This is a genomic window from Camelimonas lactis (assembly GCF_004342915.1).
GTDB classification, from domain to species: Bacteria; Pseudomonadota; Alphaproteobacteria; order Rhizobiales; family Beijerinckiaceae; genus Camelimonas; species Camelimonas lactis.
This window is the reverse complement of sequence record NZ_SLWL01000014.1, coordinates 21,414-37,760: the sequence shown is the minus strand read 5'-3', so window position 1 is coordinate 37,760 and position 16,347 is coordinate 21,414. Positions and strand designations below refer to the sequence as shown.

Annotated in this window: 15 protein-coding genes; 4 read left to right on the top strand and 11 right to left on the bottom strand. The window is 66.9% G+C overall.

The annotated features are described in order from the left end of the window. Window positions 1–62 precede the first annotated feature (62 nt). The 10 genes from EV666_RS14525 to EV666_RS14480 all read right to left on the bottom strand — a co-directional run bounded on the left by EV666_RS14525 (window position 63) and on the right by EV666_RS14480 (window position 11,429). The gene (locus EV666_RS14525) at window positions 63–530 is read right to left on the bottom strand and encodes a type II toxin-antitoxin system RatA family toxin (RefSeq protein WP_132009569.1); all 468 of its coding nucleotides are present in this window, start codon (window positions 528–530) and stop codon (window positions 63–65) included. 341 nt (window positions 531–871) lie between these two features. Then, window positions 872–1,864 carry a lipoyl synthase gene (gene lipA, locus EV666_RS14520; protein WP_132009566.1) on the bottom strand — a complete coding sequence of 331 codons (993 nt, stop codon included), beginning with the start codon at window positions 1,862–1,864 and terminating at the stop codon, window positions 872–874. Window positions 1,865–2,127: 263 nt separating this feature from the next. Beyond that, window positions 2,128–2,409 (bottom strand): GlsB/YeaQ/YmgE family stress response membrane protein, encoded by a 282-nt coding sequence (locus EV666_RS14515; protein WP_132009563.1) that lies wholly within the window; start codon window positions 2,407–2,409, stop codon window positions 2,128–2,130. 204 nt (window positions 2,410–2,613) lie between these two features. Continuing rightward, window positions 2,614–4,068, bottom strand: coding sequence for a dihydrolipoyl dehydrogenase (lpdA, locus tag EV666_RS14510; RefSeq protein WP_132009560.1), 1,455 nt, complete (start codon window positions 4,066–4,068; stop codon window positions 2,614–2,616). 69 nt (window positions 4,069–4,137) lie between these two features. Continuing rightward, on the bottom strand, window positions 4,138–5,493 hold the full coding sequence (locus EV666_RS14505) for a pyruvate dehydrogenase complex dihydrolipoamide acetyltransferase (RefSeq protein ID WP_132009557.1): 1,356 nt from the start codon (window positions 5,491–5,493) through the stop codon (window positions 4,138–4,140). Window positions 5,494–5,505: 12 nt separating this feature from the next. After that, the gene (locus tag EV666_RS14500; protein WP_132009554.1) at window positions 5,506–6,912 is read right to left on the bottom strand and encodes a pyruvate dehydrogenase complex E1 component subunit beta; all 1,407 of its coding nucleotides are present in this window, start codon (window positions 6,910–6,912) and stop codon (window positions 5,506–5,508) included. A 63-nt stretch (window positions 6,913–6,975) separates the two neighbouring features. Beyond that, a complete protein-coding gene (gene pdhA / locus EV666_RS14495) occupies window positions 6,976–8,106 on the bottom strand; it encodes a pyruvate dehydrogenase (acetyl-transferring) E1 component subunit alpha (RefSeq protein ID WP_132009551.1) in 1,131 nt (376 codons plus the stop codon). A gap of 814 nt (window positions 8,107–8,920) precedes the next feature. Beyond that, the gene (locus EV666_RS14490; protein ID WP_132009548.1) at window positions 8,921–9,247 is read right to left on the bottom strand and encodes an FtsB family cell division protein; all 327 of its coding nucleotides are present in this window, start codon (window positions 9,245–9,247) and stop codon (window positions 8,921–8,923) included. Window positions 9,248–9,468: 221 nt separating this feature from the next. Next, on the bottom strand, window positions 9,469–10,446 hold the full coding sequence (locus EV666_RS14485; RefSeq protein ID WP_132009545.1) for a quinone oxidoreductase family protein: 978 nt from the start codon (window positions 10,444–10,446) through the stop codon (window positions 9,469–9,471). A gap of 215 nt (window positions 10,447–10,661) precedes the next feature. Next, window positions 10,662–11,429, bottom strand: a complete 768-nt coding sequence (locus EV666_RS14480; RefSeq protein WP_132009542.1) for a TerC family protein — start codon at window positions 11,427–11,429, stop codon at window positions 10,662–10,664. A gap of 102 nt (window positions 11,430–11,531) precedes the next feature. On the opposite strand from EV666_RS14480, the gene EV666_RS14475 reads away from it, so the two are divergent. The 4 genes from EV666_RS14475 (at window position 11,532) to EV666_RS14460 (ending at window position 15,000) form a co-directional block, all read left to right on the top strand. Continuing rightward, window positions 11,532–12,749 (top strand): FAD-dependent monooxygenase, encoded by a 1,218-nt coding sequence (locus EV666_RS14475; protein WP_132009539.1) that lies wholly within the window; start codon window positions 11,532–11,534, stop codon window positions 12,747–12,749. 192 nt (window positions 12,750–12,941) lie between these two features. Then, window positions 12,942–13,985: an HpcH/HpaI aldolase/citrate lyase family protein gene (locus tag EV666_RS14470; protein WP_132009536.1), complete on the top strand. Its 1,044-nt coding sequence runs from the start codon at window positions 12,942–12,944 to the stop codon at window positions 13,983–13,985. A gap of 231 nt (window positions 13,986–14,216) precedes the next feature. Then, complete coding sequence (hspQ, locus tag EV666_RS14465) at window positions 14,217–14,546, top strand: heat shock protein HspQ (protein ID WP_132009533.1); 330 nt, start codon at window positions 14,217–14,219, stop codon at window positions 14,544–14,546. A gap of 79 nt (window positions 14,547–14,625) precedes the next feature. After that, window positions 14,626–15,000, top strand: coding sequence for a hypothetical protein (locus EV666_RS14460; protein WP_132009530.1), 375 nt, complete (start codon window positions 14,626–14,628; stop codon window positions 14,998–15,000). Between the two features lie 313 nt (window positions 15,001–15,313). On the opposite strand, the gene EV666_RS14455 is transcribed toward EV666_RS14460, so the two are convergent. Continuing rightward, entirely contained in the window at window positions 15,314–16,057 is a 744-nt protein-coding gene (locus EV666_RS14455; RefSeq protein ID WP_132009527.1) for an invasion associated locus B family protein, read from the bottom strand. Between the last annotated feature and the right edge of the window lie 290 nt (window positions 16,058–16,347).

The following is a 16,347-nucleotide window of genomic DNA, read 5'->3' as shown; positions in this document are numbered from 1 at the left end:
CGCAGTCAGCATGGCCTCAATCGGCCTCGACAACAGGCGCGCGCGGCCTGCCCGCTCCCGGCTCAGGGCTGGACGGCGGGTTGCGGGCCGTAAATGGTCCGGGCGCGTTCCTCGAAGGCTTCGGCAAATTTCTGGAACGCCCGCTCGAACATCTTGCCCATCAGGCCGGCCAGCAGGCGGCTGCGGAACTCGTAGGTGATGAAGAACTGCACTTCGCAGCCCGAACCAGCCGGCGCAAACGTCCAGCGGTTGGTCAGGTGGCTGAAGGGGCCGTCGACATATTCAACCACGATGCGGTTGCGCGCCGGATCGAGGGCGACGCGGGTGGCGAAATCCTCGGTGATATTCTTGTAACCAACGCTCATGCGGGCGACGAGCACCTCGCGCCCTTCGTCGTCGGTTTCCCGCCGCAACACCCGCAGACCGGTGCACAGGGGCAGGAACTCGGGGTAGCGCTCCACGTCGGCGACAAGGGCGAACATCTGCTCCGGCGTATAGCCTACGGTGCGCGTGGTGGTGAAGGATGGCATCCGGCGGGGGTCCAGGATCGTGTTGGTTGACGTGGCGCAGACATACGCCATGGGAACGGCAAGTGAAAACCCGGCAAGTGAGAACCCGGCAAGTGAAAACCCGGCCCGCTGAAAACCCGGCCCGCGATCTGGCGCGGCGCGCGAAGTTCGCCGCTTCGTCTGGCGCATGGCCCGCGCTTCCGGCGCATTTCCGAAGCAAGGCGGCAGAGGACTGCAAATCCCCGTACGGGCCCCGGGCAAAATCATGCTGAACCGGGATTCGCTCTATTGCTGTCATTTGCCGCATCGACGCTGCCGGCGCTTCGCAACGCAAACAGCGCCCTCCTGCTGGAGAGGTCGCCCTAGCGCGGCGCCTGCCCGGCCCTGGCGGCCTTCAGGCGCTCGAAATCCTCGCCGGCGTGGTGCGACGAGCGGGTCAGCGGCGTTGCTGACACCATCAGGAAGCCCTTGGCCCAGGCGGTGGTTTCATAGGCGCGGAATTCGTCCGGCGTGACGAAGCGGATCACCGGGTGATGCTTGCGCGTCGGCTGCAGATACTGGCCGATGGTAATGAAATCGACCTCGGCGCTGCGCAGGTCGTCCATGAGTTGCAGCACCTCGTTCCGTTCCTCGCCAAGGCCGACCATGATGCCGGATTTGGTGAAAATCGCGGGGTCAAGCTCCTTCACCTGCTGCAACAGTCGCAGGGAATGGAAGTAGCGCGCGCCGGGCCGCACCTTCAGATATTTCGACGGCACGGTTTCCAGGTTGTGGTTGAACACGTCCGGCTTCGCCGCCACCACCACTTCCAGCGCGCCTGGCTTGCGCAGGAAGTCGGGGGTGAGGATCTCAATGGTTGTCGCCGGCGCGGCGGCGCGGATGGCGTGGATGACGTTGGCGAAATGCAGGGCGCCGCCGTCCTTCAGGTCGTCGCGGTCCACCGAGGTGATGACCACGTGCGACAGGCCGAGGCTGGCGACGGCGTCGGCAACGCGGGCCGGCTCATCCAGGTCCAGCGGCTGCGGCATGCCGGTCTTGACGTTGCAGAAGGCGCACGCGCGGGTGCAGGTGTCGCCCATGATCATGAAGGTGGCGTGCTTCTTCTCCCAGCACTCGCCGATGTTCGGGCAGCCCGCCTCCTCGCAGACGGTGACCAGACCCCTGTCGCGGACAATGCGATTGGTCGCCGCCCAGGCGGCCGAGCCGGGCGCCTTGACGCGCAACCATTCCGGCTTGCGCTGCTGCACCGGCTGGTCCGGGCGGTGTGCCTTTTCCGGGTGGCGCGGCGCCGCCGGCGCATCGCCGTCCGTCTTCGGGCGGGGGTCCCTGTTCAGAAGATCGAGTACAACGGCCATAAACGGGCTCCGCGCCCCTGCATGAGGGGCGACTTCATACCGATACACGCCCCCGCGCGGGGGGACGACGGATCTGGCTGGCGCTTTCGCCGGTTTAGCACCCGGCGCGAAAATCGCCAAAGATTACGGACGTTTCCTCCGCCGTGGCAGGCGCCGCCGGGCGGCGGCGCATTTCCGGCAGGCATCGACGTTTTTATGGCGTCGATGCTCTCATCTGGCCCTGGCGGCGGGGCGTTTCAACCGCCGCCGGGCTTGTGGGGCGGTTATGACTGCCCGCGAATGGCGCGGTAGGCCCAGATAATGATCACCGCGCCGACGATGGCCGATACCAGATTGGCCCAGAAGCCGTAGACCATCATGCCGAGCTGGCGCGCAAGGAAATTGCCAACCACGCCGCCGATAATGCCCATCAGGATGTTCGAGAAGAACCCCATGTTGGCGTTGGTGACCTTCTCGGCGATCCAGCCCGCGAGCGCGCCGACGATAATCGCCATGATGAAGCCCACGCCAGGTTGCCCGAGGGCGCCATAGACCTGTGTTTCCATGCTGCTCTCCTGTTCGGAACGCTTTCGTTCCCCGACGTGGCCCGGCTTCCGTACCGGGCGGAATCGCCTGAACGGCCGACAATCCCGAGCAGAACCCCGGCGGGCCCGGCGTTCAAGTCGCAAGCCGGGTCTTGCGCGAGATTTGAACGGGACGCGCCCGCCAGGCCACAGCACGGAGCCGCCGCAGGCCCCCGGATCGCCCCGTCAGATGTGGATCGCCCGCCCCCAGGCGTCGAGCACGCTTTCGTGGATGGTTTCGGACAGGGTCGGATGCGGGAACACCGAGGCGATCAGGTCCTCCTCCGTCGTCTCCAGATTCATGGCGACGACGAAACTGTGAATCAGTTCCGTCACCTCGGCGCCAACCATATGCGCGCCCAGCAGCTTGCCGGTGGATTTCTCGAAAATGGTTTTGACCAGCCCCTCCGGCTCGCCCAGCGCGATGGCCTTGCCATTGCCGATGAACGGGAAGCGGCCAACGCGGATGTCATGGCCGGCTTCCTTTGCCTTCGCCTCGGTGAGGCCGACGGAGGCCACCTGCGGATCGCAATAGGTGCAGCCTGGAATCCGGGTTTTCTCCATGGCGTGAGCCGGCAGGCCCTTGATGGCTTCCACGCACAGCACGCCCTCATGCTCGGCCTTGTGCGCCAGCATCGGCGGGCCGGCGACGTCGCCGATGGCGTAAACGCCGGGCACATTGGTGCGACCGAGACCGTCGGTGACGACGCAGCCCCGCTCGGTCTTCACGCCCAGCTTCTCCAGGCCCAAATTCTCGATATTGCCGACGACGCCAACCGCGGCGAGCACACGGGAGACCTCGATTTTCTGCTGCGTCCTGCCATCGTCGATGGTGGCGATGACGCTGTCCTTCCTGCGGTCGAGGCCGGTGACTTTCGCTCCCGTCAGGAATTTTATCCCGCGCTTTTCCAGCCGCTTGCGCGCCAGCGCGGCAATCTCGGCATCCTCCACCGGCAGGATCTGCGGCAGCACTTCGACGACGGTCACCTCGGTTCCGAAGGCGCGGTAGAACGAGGCGAATTCGATGCCTATGGCGCCGGAGCCGATGACCAGCAGCGATTTCGGCAGCACGGGCGGCACCATGGCCTCGAAATAGGTCCAGACCAGCTTGCCGTCCGGCTCCTGGCCCGGCAGCACCCGTGGGCGCGCGCCGGTGGCGAGGATGACGTGCTTCGCTTCGTATTCACCCGGGCCGGACACGCCTTTCGGCTCCGGCGGCTGCGGCTGCATGGCCTTCTTCTGCGTGGGTTTGACGGTGATGGCCGCCGGCTTGCCGCTGGCGGCGGCGCGGGTGAGCGTCGCCTCGCCCCAGATGACATCGACCTTGTTCTTTTTCAGCAGGAAGCCCACGCCCGTGTTGAGCTGGCGCGAGACGCCGCGCGAACGGGCGACGATCTTGCCGATGTCGAAACCGGGCTTGCCGGCGCTCAGGCCATAATCCTCCGCCCGCTCCATGTAGTGATGGATTTCGGCCGAGCGCAGCAATGCCTTGGTGGGGATGCAGCCCCAGTTCAGGCAGATGCCGCCCAGATGCTCGCGCTCGACAATGGCGGTGCGGAAGCCCAGCTGCGCCGCCCGGATCGCCGTGACGTAGCCGCCCGGGCCGGAGCCAATGACGATGATGTCGTAAGTTTCTGCCATGGTTTCGCTTTCACGCCGGATGCTCGCGCCCGCAGGCGGAAAGGCCGGATCAGGGATCCGGCCGCAATCTCACGCCAGAATGGCCGCCGGTTTCTCGACCAGCGCCCGGAACGCCTGCAACAGTTGCGCGCCCAGCACGCCGTCAACGGCGCGGTGATCCACCGACAGGGTCACCGTCATCATCGTCGCCACCGCCGGCTGGCCGTCGCGGACAATGACGCGCTGCTGGCCCTCGCCCACCGCCAGGATGGTGGCGTGCGGCGGATTGATGACAGCGGCGAACTCGCGCACGCCGTACATGCCGAGGTTCGACACCGCCGCCGCGCCGCCGGTGTATTCCTCCGGCTTCAGGCGACGGTTCTGCGCCCGCGCCGCCAGATCGCGCACCTCCTGCGAAATCACGGAAATGCTCTTGGCGTCGGCGTTGCGGATCACCGGCGTCAGCAGGCCGCCCGGGATCGACACCGCCACGCCCACGTCCACCGTTTTGTGGCGCAGGATGGCGTCGCCCGCGAAGGAGACGTTGGCGTCCGGCGTGCGGCGCAGGGCGGCGGCGAAGGCCTTCACCACCAGGTCGTTGACCGAGACCTTCCAGGCCGGCTTGCCATCCTCTCCCTTCGGAGCCGCGCCATTGATGTCGGCGCGCAGGGCCAGCAGCGCGTCGATCTCGCAATCCACCGTCAGATAGAAATGCGGCACGCTCTGTTTGGATTCGACCAGCCGGCGCGCAATGGTCTTGCGCATGCCGTCGAGGGGGATTTCCTCGAAGCTGTCCGGCGCGAACATGGCGCGCACCGCCGCTCCATCGGGCCCGCCCGCCAAGGCCGGCGCCGCGGCGGTTGTGGACGCCGCAGGTCGCGCGCCGCCTGCCTGCTTCGCCTCCAGCACGTCACGTTCGACGATGCGGCCACGCGGACCGGACCCCGTCAGGCCAGCGAGATCGAGGCCCGCCTCCTTCGCGAGGCGGCGGGCCAGCGGCGAGGCGAAAACGCGCTTGCCGTCGTGGCCTGGAGCTGGTTGGTCCGCGCCGGCAGGCGCCGTCCTGGTGGGCGCAGCCGCTGACTGCTTCGCGGCGGCGGGTTGATCGGCCTGCTTCTCAGCCTTGCCCTGCTCTCCGGCCTTCGCGCTCTCCGGCGCTTTCGCCTTCTGCTCCGGCGCCTTTGGCGCGGCGGCCACGTCCTCACCCTCTTCCGCGATAATGGCGATGACATCGTTCACCGGCACGTCTTCCGTGCCTTCGGCGACGAGAATTTTCGCCAGCACGCCCTCATCGACCGCCTCCACCTCCATGGTGGCCTTGTCGGTCTCGATCTCGGCGATGACGTCGCCGGAACGGACGGCGTCGCCTTCCTTCTTCAGCCAGCGGCTCAGCTTGCCTTTTTCCATCGTCGGCGAGAGCGCGGGCATCAGGACATTGGTCGGCATGCGCAGGCCTCCTCAGCGATAGCAGACAGCGCGGGCCGCTTCGACGACCTCCGCAGCGGACGGCAGGGCGAGCTTTTCCAGGTTGGCGGCGTAGGGCATCGGCACGTCCTTGCCGGAAACGCGCGCCACCGGGGCGTCAAGGTAGTCGAACGCCTCTTCCATGATGCGGGCGGAGATTTCCGCCCCCATGCCGGCCTGGGGCCAGCCCTCCTCCACCACCACGCAGCGGCCGGTCTTGCGCACCGAAGTCACGATGGTTTCGGCGTCGAGCGGGCGCAGGGTGCGCAGGTCGATGACTTCCGCCTCAATGCCGTCTCCGGCCAGGGTTTCAGCGGCCTCCAGGGCGTAAATCATGGCGTGTGACCAGGCGACGATGGTGACATGTTCGCCCGGGCGGGCGATGCGCGCCTTGCCGATCGGCACGATCCAGTCCTCGACGTCCGGCACCGGGAACGACTGGCCGTAGAGAATCTCGTTTTCAAGGAACACGACCGGATTGGGGCTGCGGATCGCCGCCTTGAGCAGGCCCTTGGCGTCGGCCGCCGTGAAGGGGGCGATCACCGTCAGGCCAGGCACGTGGCTGTACCAGGAGCTGTAGTCCTGGCTGTGCTGGGCGGCGACGCGCGCCGCCGCGCCGTTGGGGCCACGGAAAACGATCGGGCAGGAAATCTGGCCGCCTGACATGTACAGGGTCTTGGCCGCCGAATTGATGATGTGGTCAATCGCCTGCATGGCGAAGTTGAAGGTCATGAACTCGACGATGGGCCGCAGGCCGGCGAAGGCGGCGCCGACGCCGAGGCCGGCGAAGCCGTGCTCGGTGATCGGCGTGTCGACCACGCGCCGCGCGCCGAATTCCTGCAACAGGCCCTGGGTCACCTTGTAGGCGCCCTGGTATTCCGCCACCTCTTCGCCCATGACGAAGACGTTTTCGTTCAGCCGCATTTCCTCGGCCATGGCGTCGCGCAGGGCCTCGCGCACCGTGATGGTGACGGTTTTCACCCCCTCCGGCAGTTCGGTTTCCGCCTGAACCGGCTCGGCCGGGCGGCGCGGCACCACATCGCTCCCGGGCGCTTCAGCTTCGGCGGCGTCGGGCTTCGCGGCTTCCGCGCTCCCGGCGTTGGCCGGCGCTTCCGCTTTCGCGGTTGCCGCCTGTTTCGCCGCGGCGGACGCATCCTCCCCCTCGGCGGCGATGACGGCGATGGGAGTGTTGACCTTCACGCCTTCGGCGCCTTCCGGCACCAGGATCCTGGCCAGCACGCCCTCATCGACCGCCTCCACTTCCATGGTGGCCTTGTCGGTTTCAATCTCGGCGATGACGTCGCCCGAGCGGACGGCGTCGCCTTCCTTCTTCAGCCAACGGCTCAGCTTGCCTTCTTCCATCGTGGGGGACAACGCTGGCATCAATACGTCTGTGGGCATGTGTCTGGCTCGATCAAATGGGCTGCCGGGAGCCGCCATACCGGGAGGCGGCCGCTGCTCGTCTCAGGCGCGCGGGCCGTCGTGAGGCAAGGTCACGTCGGTCCACAGTTCGGACGGATCCGGCTCCGGATCGTGGGTGGCGAAATCGGCGGCCTCGTTGACGATGCGCCGGATGTCAGCGTCGATTTTCTTCAGGTCGTCCCCGGAGACGCCGTGCTCGCCCAGCAGCCGCTGGCGCGTCTGCTCGATGGCGTCATGCTCGGTCCGCATCTTCTCGACCTCGTCGCGGGTCCGGTATTTGGCCGGATCGGACATGGAGTGGCCGCGATAGCGGTAGGTCTGCATTTCGAGGATATACGGCCCCTTGCCGTCGCGGGCCCAGGCGATCGCCCGTTCGCCGGCCTCTTTCACGGCGCGGATGTCCATGCCGTCAACCTGCTCGCCGGGAATGTTGAACGAGGCGCCGCGTTTCGAGAAATCAGTCTGGGCCGAGGCGCGGTTCACGGAGGTGCCCATGGCGTAACGGTTGTTTTCGATGATGAACACCACCGGGAGCTTCCAGAGCTCCGCCATGTTGAAGGTCTCGTAGACCTGGCCCTGGTTGGCGGCGCCGTCGCCGAAATAGGCGAGGCAGACGGCGTCATTGTTCTTGTAACGGTTGGCGAAGGCGATGCCGGCGCCGATCGGCACCTGGGCGCCGACGATGCCGTGACCGCCGTAAAATTTCTTCTCCGTCGAGAACATGTGCATGGAGCCGCCTTTCCCTTTGGAATAGCCGCCCCTGCGCCCCGTCAGCTCCGCCATCACCCCCTTGGGGTCCATGCCCATGACCAGCATGTGGCCGTGGTCGCGGTAGCCGGTGATATTCTGGTCGCCCTCTTTTGTCGCCATGTGCATGCCGACGACGACCGCCTCCTGGCCGATGTAGAGATGGCAGAAGCCGCCGATGAGGCCCATGCCGTACATCTGGCCCGCCTTCTCCTCGAAACGGCGGATCAGCAACATGATGCGATAGGCGTCCAGCTCCTCGTCGCGGCTGAGAGCCGGAGGCGCCGCCGCCTTGATCTCCGCCGCCTCAGGATCGGCGGTCTTGCGGGCGGCGGCGGGAGCCCGTCGTCCGCCTCTGGTTCGGGCGGTGGACCGGGCGGCGGTCGCGTTTGCGGAAGAACTGGCGGAAGCGGGTTTCTTCGTCATTACGGCCTCTGGTTAACCGGCGACGCCTGGCCGCCGTCCCCTGTCCGCTCCGGCGCGTCCCTTTTTTCAGGGTCTGCGTCGCCGGGCCCAGGCATTGATCGGGGCGGCGTCTGGCTTCTGTGAAGCCAAATCCCGGACCTTCATACCAGATCGCGAACATGCTGATGCATCCGCGACCTGCAAAGCTCAAGCGCCACTCGGGCTTCACCAAAACCGGATGCGATGGGGCGCTTCCGGTTCGGGCGTCGTGTTCGCATTATACTAAAGTTTAATATGATGCGAGCGCAAGCCAAGGAAATCGCGCCGGGCTCCGACGCAAATCCTCATTTGTGGGCGCGGGCGGGATGATCCACCAGAAAAAGGGCGCGCGGATCGCTGACTCGCCGTCGCGACACGGCCAGCAGGTTCAACTGATCCGTACCGGACGTCAATCCGGCGGCTTGACAGAGAATTCCTGCCCCGGCGGCGGCGGCAGACAGCGAAGGGTGAAGCTGGCGCCCGCGCTGTCGCGGAAAGTCACTTCGCGACGCCTTCTCTGGCTGCGGTTATGCGCAGATGCACGCGCGTTGGCCTGGGCGCCTCTGGCCCGGTCCACTGCTTCAGGCTCGTGGTCCGCAAGGCCGCCAGCATGTGGGAGCCGGCGCAGCGTTTCGCCCGCTTCCATTGGCGAGCCGCCGCCGCTGGGCCGGCTGGCGACGTCAGGCGAAGGCGGGTTCGTGGACCGGAGATGTCTGTCATGGCCGGTTCTGGAGAATCGCGGCGGCGCAGCCCGCGAGATACCGGATCAGGACTGGCGACAGGCGTTTGCCCTGTCTCAGTTGTCCGTATTGCCGCCCGTGATGATGACCAGATCGTCCGGGTGGGTCATGCCGAGGCGGTTGCGGGCCAGATACTCCAGCAGGTCGCGATCGACCGAGCCGTCGCGCATGCGGGAAATCCGGTCCTCCAGATGGGTGCGCTCCGCCTTCAGCGTGTTGAGCTCGGCCGTCAGGGTCAGGATCTGCCCCTTGATCTCCCGCTTGGCCTCAAGACCGCGCTGGCCGCTGTGGGCGTGCATCCAGAAGTATCCCACCACCGCGCCGGAGACGGCGTAGAGGGCGAGCGGCAGCAGAATGGCGCGGAATCGGCGGCGTATGACCATGGCTCATCATGGGCCAGGATTGGTAAACAGAGGCTTGCGCGGCCTCCGGCGGCGGGGCCTTTTCCTGGCCATGAAGCGGCTGTCAGAGCCCGCCCGAGAGCCCGCCAACCCGCCAGCCCTGTCCCTTTGTCCACCAGGCCATCCGGGCGGCGCGGAGGAAGCGGCAGTCCGCCAGGGTCAGGGGCGGCGCGCCCCTGACACGACATGGGTTTCGCGTGGCGTCAGCCGTCCGGCAGCAGCACGGCCGAGCCGGTGGTGGCGCGGCTTTCCAGCGCCCGGTGGGCGTCGGCGGCGCGCGATAGCGGGAAGCGGGCGCTGACCGGCGCGTGAATCACGCCGTTTTCCAACGCGCTGAACAGGTTCTCCGCCATGGCCTCCAGCACCGGCCGCCGTGAGATGTGGCTGAACAGGGTTGGCCGGGTGGCGTAGAGCGAGCCGCGATTGCCGAGGTCGACCATGGAGACATTCTCCACGGGGCCGGAGGCGTTGCCGAAATTCACATACATGCCGAATGGCTGGAGGCAGTCCAGCGATCCCGGAAACGTCGCCTTGCCGACGCCATCGTAAACCACGGCGCACCTTTTGCCGCCGGTGATCTCCTTCACCCGCGCGACGAAGTCCTCGCGCCGGTACTGGATTACCTCGTCGCAGCCGTGGGCCAGCGCCAGCGGAACCTTGTCGTCGGAACCGACCGTGCCGATGACCCGGGCGCCGAGGTGACGGGCCCACTGACAGGCGATCAGGCCGACGCCGCCCGCCGCGGCGTGAAACAGGATGGTCTGGCCGGCCTGCACCGGAAAGGTGCGATGCAGCAGGAATTCGGCGGTGAGCCCCTTCAGCATCGCCGCCGCCGCCGTCTCGAAGTCGATGGCGCCGGGCAGTTTCACCACATGGCTGGCCGGAACGTTGCGCTCCTCCGCGTAGGCGCCGAGGGGAAAGACATAGGCGACGCGGTCGCCTGGCGCGAAATCACCGACGCCCTCGCCTGTCGCGACGACCTCGCCGGCGCCCTCGCCGCCCGGGATCAGCGGCGTCTTCGCCGGATAGAGCCCGCTGCGATAGTAGGTGTCGAGGAAGTTCAGGCCAATGGCCATCTGGCGGATGCGCACCTCGCCCGGGCCTGGCAGGCCTGGATCAAAATCCTCCAGCTCCAGCACTTCCGGCCCGCCGGTCCGGTGCACCACGATTGCCTTTGGCATGCCATGTCCTCCCTTGCCCTGCTTCGCCACACGGTGTGCGGCTCCGCAATGTGGCTGGCGCGGCGACGTTGCGCCAGCCCTTTCGAGCGGCGGCCGGGCGCGCGGTTACCCGCGGTTACCCGTGTGGATGGATGCGCCGTGCGCGCGAAACGGCCGCGCCCCGGAAAACGCTGGCGCACGGCTGTTTCGGGGGCGCCCACAGGCCGCTGCCCGGGTCAGGCCGGCGGGCCTGACTGGGATCCGTTCTCATCCATCTGCGTCGCCTCGCGTTTTTTGCCATTGCGGCGCGACCAGACATTGATCGCCTCGACAACCGCGGCGAAAGCCATGGCCGAGTAGATGTAGCCGCGCGGCAGATGGAAGCCGCCGCCTTCCGCCACCAGCGACACGCCGATCAGCATCAGAAACGACAGGGCCAGCACCTTGGTGGTGGGGTTTTCGGCAATGAAGCGGGCCACCACGCCCGAGGCCAGATACATCACCGCCACGGCGATCATCACCGCGATGATCATGATCGACAGGTCGTCGGCCATGCCGATGGCGGTGACGATCGAGTCGATGGAGAACACCAGGTCGATCACCGCGATCTGGGCCACCGCCGCCAGAAAGGCGCGCGGCGCGGCGGCGCGTGCGTCCTCATGGGCGTCGCCGCTGACCTCGCCGTGGATTTCGTGCACCGCCTTGTAGAGCAGGAACAGGCCGCCGACGATCAGGATGATGTCGCGCCATGACAGCTCCTCGCCCAGAATGGTCAGCACCGGATAGGTCAGCTTCATGATGGCGGTGAGCGCGAACAGCAGCCCGACGCGGAACACCAGGGCCATGCCAAGCCCCAGCCGCCGCGCCCGCTCCGCCTGTTCGGCTGGCAATTTCGCCACCAGCACCGATATGAAGACAACGTTGTCGATGCCAAGGACGATTTCCATCGCGCTGAGCGTCAGCAGGGCCGCCCAGCCCTCCGGACTTGCCAACCAGTCAAACACAGGGACCTCCATATAGTTTGGGGCTGACATGGGAGACGATGCGCGTTCGGGAAAGGGGCGTCCCGGCTTTTAATTCTTCACAAATGCGCATAGGTCTCGCTCATGTCGCATGCTGATCCGGATATCGCCGTCATCGGCGCCGGCGCCGCCGGTCTCGCCGCCGCCCTCTGCCTCGCCCGCGAAGGGTTCCATACGCTGCTGATTGGCGACCCCGCCATCGCGGCGCCCGGGCGCACCGTGGCCCTGTTCGGCGGCTCCGTCGCCTTTCTGCAGGCGCTCGGCGTCTGGGAGGCGGTCAGCGCCCGGGCGGCGCCCATGGACGCCATGCGGATCATCGACGACACCGGCAGCCTGTTTGCGCCGCCGCCGCTGACCTTCCGCTGCGCCGAGCTGGGGCTGGACAGCTTTGGCTGCAACATTCCCAATGACGATCTGGTTGGCGTTCTCGCCGCGCAGGCGCGCCAGACCCCCGGCCTGGAACTGGCGCCGGAGACGGTGGCCGAAGCGTCGTTCAGCCCGGCGGGGCCGCAACTGGTTCTGGCGTCGGGCCGCGCCCTGCGGCCGCGCCTGGCGATCGGCGCCGATGGCGGCCGCTCGCTCGTTCGCGCCCGCGCCGGCGTCGGGGTCAGGACCTGGGATTATCCGCAGGCGGCGCTGACCGGGGTGTTCAGCCACACCCAGCCGCATCGCAATACGTCGACCGAATTTCACACCCGCCACGGCCCGTTCACCCTGGTGCCGCTGCCTGGCAAGCGCTCCAGCCTCGTCTGGGTGACGGAGCCCGGCAAGGCCCGCCGGCTGGCGGGGCGGGCGCCGGAAGCGCTGGCGCTTGAAGTGGAGCAGCAGGCGCGGTCGATGCTCGGGGCCATGCGCGTTACCGGCCCGTGTGGCGTCATTCCCATGCGCGGCCTCACGGCGGAGCGCTTCGCCGGCCATGGCATGGCGCTGGTCGGCGAGGCGGCGCACATGTTTCCGCCTATCGGCGCCCAGGGGTTGAACCTCGGGCTGCGCGACGTCGCCGCCCTGCGCGACGCCCTGATCGCGGCGCGTGATCGCGGCGCGCGGTGTGACGACGCCGACGCCCTCGCCGCTTATGATCGCGGCCGCCGGCTGGACGTCACCACCCGTACCCGCGCCATTGATGCGCTGAACCGCTCGCTGCTGACGCGCCTGCCCGGCGTCGACTTCCTGCGCGGCGCCGGCATGCTGGCGCTGGGGCATATCCGGCCGCTGCGGCGACTGGCGATGCGCGAGGGACTGGCGCCGTTGCTGGGTCTGCCGGCGATGATGCAGGCCGATGGCGCGTCCCGGCCCCGCTGACCGTGGCGCGTCCCGGCCTGGCTGACCGGCCCCATGGCCGCGGGGGCTGGACTGGAAGCGCTGTCTGACCTATCGCAGAGCCCGACGCGCGAATGTTCCGCTGCAAAACGGTTGCATTGCACGACAATCACACGGACAGGTCGCTTCCACGGCCAACGGCCTGATGGAAACGCCTGAGAATGGAGCGCTCCGATGAAATTGCCCCGCCAGTTTTTCCGTCCCCTCGCCATCGGCGCGCCGACCCCTTACCGGGAACTGCCGGTGCGGCTGGAGCGGATGATCCATTTCGTGCCGCCACAGAACGAAAAGATGCGCTCCAAGGTGCCGGATCTGATCAATCAGGTGGACGTGGTGCTGGGCAACCTTGAGGACGCCATTCCGGCGGACGCCAAGGAAGCGGCGCGCGCTGGCTTCATCAAGATGGCGCAGGAGAACGAGTTCGGCTCCACCGGCCTGTGGACCCGCGTCAACTGCCTGAACAGCCCGTGGGTGCTGGACGACATCACCGAGATCGTCGCCAACGTGGGCGACAAGCTTGACGTGATGATGCTGCCGAAGGTGGAAGGTCCGTGGGACATCCATTATCTCGACCAGCTTCTGGCCCAGCTGGAGGCGCGCCATAACGTCAAAAAGCCGATCCTGATTCACGCCATTCTCGAAACCGCCGAGGGCGTCAACAATGTGGAGGCCATTGCCTCCGCCTCGCCGCGCATGCACGGCATGAGCCTCGGCCCGGCCGACCTCGCCGCTTCGCGCGGCATGAAGACCACCCGCGTCGGCGGCGGCCATCCGGACTACAAGGTGCTGTCCGATCCGGACGCCGGCGGCGCGCCGCGCCAGATCGCCCAGCAGGATCCCTGGCACTACACCATCGCCCGCATGGTCGACGCCTGCCAGGCCAACGGCATCAAGGCGTTTTATGGCCCGTTCGGCGATTTCTCCGATGCGGAAGCCTGCGAGGCCCAGTTCCGCAACGCCTTCCTGCTCGGCTGCGCCGGCGCCTGGTCGCTGCATCCCTCGCAGATCGCCATCGCCAAGAACGTGTTCAGCCCCGACAAGGACGAGGTCGCCTTCGCGAAACGCATCCTTGAAGCGATGCCGGACGGCACTGGCGCCGTGCTGCTCGATGGCAAGATGCAGGACGACGCCACCTGGAAGCAGGCCAAGGTGATCGTTGATCTGGCGAAGATTGTTGCTTCGAAGGACAGCGACTACGCGGCCCTCTACGGCCTCTGAGCGCGGCGCCGTTTGCCTGCCCGGGCGCGCCCATGCGCCCGGGATGGGGCCGGCGCGGCCAGGTGGGCTCCACCATTGCCTGGACGTATTTTCCTGGCGCGTCGCATGGCTGGTCCGGGCGGAAAATGCCCTGTAAACGCGGCGCGGCGGCGTGATAATGTCAGAAATTGATGTATGCGCGAATCCGGCGGAAACGGTTGTTTCGCTGGCGACGCTGGCGGAGAGAGCTGGATGAAGAGCGGATCGGCGAAATTTGCGATCGGACAGGTGGTGCGGCATCGCATCTACCCGTTCCGCGGCGTGATTTTTGACGTGGATCCCGAATTCGCCAACACTGAGGAATGGTGGCAGTCGATCCCCGAGGACGTGCGCCCCTCACGCGACCAGCCGTTCTACCATCTGCTGGCCGAGAACGAAGAATCCCAGTACATCGCCTACGTATCCGAGCAGAATTTGACGCCGGACACTTCTGGCGAGCCGGTCAAGCATCCGCGCGTGGCGGAGTTCTTCACCATCGGTGAAGACGGCGCCTATCGCGTCCGCGCCAGCCAGACCCATTGACGCGCTTCGCGCCAATCGGCGAATCCTGTCGCCAGCAGCCGGCGCGGACGTCGCATTCCCAGAAAAACGGGGTTGGGACATGAAGCGCATATGGCTGGCGGGCGCCGCCGCGGCGCTGGCGTTTTCGGCAATGGTCGCCCCGGCGACGGCCGAAGATGCGGAAAGCCTGCTGAAATCAATCCTGAAAACCGCCCCGAAGGCGCCTGACGCCTGGTGCCAGCGCCATGCGCTGAACGAGGCGACAGCCCGTTGGCGCGCCAGCCGGGGCGAGACGCCGCCGCCGGCCGAACCGGACCCGGAGCGCCCGGCGACATGCAACCAGGACTATGTCAGACAGTTGCAGGCCTGCGCCGCGCCAGCCAATCCAGCTGGCGATAACGCAACGGCCCTGAACACGCGCCTCAAGGCCTGCATGGCCGAACTTGCCGGCAAGGGCGTTCGCCCGGCTCTGTGAAGCTTCGCAACGTCACGTCCGGGACCCGAAGGGCATGTCTCCAGGCGTTTGCCTGAAGTCATGTTGCGGATTCGTCCTCACGCCCTGTCCGGCAAGCCGCCGCCCGTAAGGCCAAGAAACGGCAGGCGGCGCTGGCGGGCTGCGCGCCCTTGCCTTGGGGGGGCGCTGTCTGAATCACAGCCTCGCGAACGCCGGCGCGTCCACTTTGCAGGAGACGGTGTAGCGGGATTGACCGCCGGATAAGCGGCCCCCGCGCCTGCAACAAAAAAGGCCCGCCAGATGGCGGGCCTTTTTCTGATGGCGGGTTTTGGGGTTACTGCTTCGGCGCGGGGGCCGGAGCCGGAGCGGAGCCGCCCTGCTGTTGCTGGCGCTTCTGCTGCTCTTCCTGAGCCTTCTTCTGCATGGCTTCCTGCAACTTGCGCTGCTGCTCTTCCAGCACCTTCGGGTCGATGCCCGGGCCGTCGAAGCCCTTGGCGAAGCCGGTCAGCGGCACCTGGAACGTGACGACGTTGGCGGCCTGGTTCTGCACGCTGATGTTCAGGTGCTGACCCTTCTTCATCGACGCGACGTCGCTGTCCTTGATCTGCGCCTCGGCGAAGCAGCCATTCGGGAAGCAGAGCGCGTAACGGCCCTCGATGGCGGCGCCCTGATCAACCGTGGTGCGAATGCCCGGCTGCAGCAGCAGGCCGAGCGGCAGCAGGAAGCGCATCATCTTCTGGGGCTCGCCCTTCACGTCGTAAATGGCGACGGCGAGGACGGGCTGGCCCTGATCGGAAACGAAATCGCGGGTGGTGTAGCAGATTTCACGGCCGCCGCTCGGATCCTTGCCGCAGACCTTGGTCCAGTCCGTCTGGGACGGCTCGGGCTTGACGGCGACAACGGTCGGGCCGGCGGGCTGCTGCGGGGCCGCCTGCTGCTGTTGCGGCTGCGGAGCCGGCTTCGCCGCCGGCTTGGCCTGGGCGAAAGCGGCGGCGGGCGCCAGCATCGCGCCGAGCGCGAGCAAGGCGGCTGCGCCACGGGTCGCTTTGCTGCTTGCAGACCTGCTGTTCAATGACATGAAGTTTTCCCTTCGATCACAGCTCGGGACCGATGCGTGCCCCCAACGTCCAATGCGGCCCGCAACAGTATGTTGTCTCTTGCTTCAAACTCGGCGCCCGCGAGCCGGAAAGGTCAGCCCGTCCCGCAGGTCGGACACGACCTGACGGATGCGGCCTGGCGCGTCCGGGATCATGCCCGAATACGAATCGTCTGCGACAGCAGGCAACCATCATCGCCGTGCTGTCGACTGTCACCAGTGCTTTCACGGCGAATGAGGCGGATGCATGACCATCAGCATATTCCGTTCAC

What these genes read in the sequence shown, in the direction of transcription:
- EV666_RS14470 (WP_132009536.1), top strand. Translation starts at nt 12,942, where the DNA reads ATGAAATTGCCCCGCCAGTTTTTCCGTCCCCTCGCCATCGGCGCGCCG.
- hspQ (WP_132009533.1), top strand. Translation starts at nt 14,217, where the DNA reads ATGAAGAGCGGATCGGCGAAATTTGCGATCGGACAGGTGGTGCGGCAT.
- EV666_RS14490 (WP_132009548.1), bottom strand. Translation starts at nt 9,247, where the DNA reads ATGGTCATACGCCGCCGATTCCGCGCCATTCTGCTGCCGCTCGCCCTC.
- EV666_RS14515 (WP_132009563.1), bottom strand. Translation starts at nt 2,409, where the DNA reads ATGGAAACACAGGTCTATGGCGCCCTCGGGCAACCTGGCGTGGGCTTC.
- lpdA (WP_132009560.1), bottom strand. Translation starts at nt 4,068, where the DNA reads ATGGCAGAAACTTACGACATCATCGTCATTGGCTCCGGCCCGGGCGGC.
- EV666_RS14505 (WP_132009557.1), bottom strand. Translation starts at nt 5,493, where the DNA reads ATGCCGACCAATGTCCTGATGCCCGCGCTCTCGCCGACGATGGAAAAA.
- EV666_RS14475 (WP_132009539.1), top strand. Translation starts at nt 11,532, where the DNA reads ATGTCGCATGCTGATCCGGATATCGCCGTCATCGGCGCCGGCGCCGCC.
- EV666_RS14500 (WP_132009554.1), bottom strand. Translation starts at nt 6,912, where the DNA reads ATGCCCACAGACGTATTGATGCCAGCGTTGTCCCCCACGATGGAAGAA.
- EV666_RS14525 (WP_132009569.1), bottom strand. Translation starts at nt 530, where the DNA reads ATGCCATCCTTCACCACCACGCGCACCGTAGGCTATACGCCGGAGCAG.
- lipA (WP_132009566.1), bottom strand. Translation starts at nt 1,864, where the DNA reads ATGGCCGTTGTACTCGATCTTCTGAACAGGGACCCCCGCCCGAAGACG.
- EV666_RS14455 (WP_132009527.1), bottom strand. Translation starts at nt 16,057, where the DNA reads ATGTCATTGAACAGCAGGTCTGCAAGCAGCAAAGCGACCCGTGGCGCA.
- EV666_RS14460 (WP_132009530.1), top strand. Translation starts at nt 14,626, where the DNA reads ATGAAGCGCATATGGCTGGCGGGCGCCGCCGCGGCGCTGGCGTTTTCG.
- EV666_RS14485 (WP_132009545.1), bottom strand. Translation starts at nt 10,446, where the DNA reads ATGCCAAAGGCAATCGTGGTGCACCGGACCGGCGGGCCGGAAGTGCTG.
- pdhA (WP_132009551.1), bottom strand. Translation starts at nt 8,106, where the DNA reads ATGACGAAGAAACCCGCTTCCGCCAGTTCTTCCGCAAACGCGACCGCC.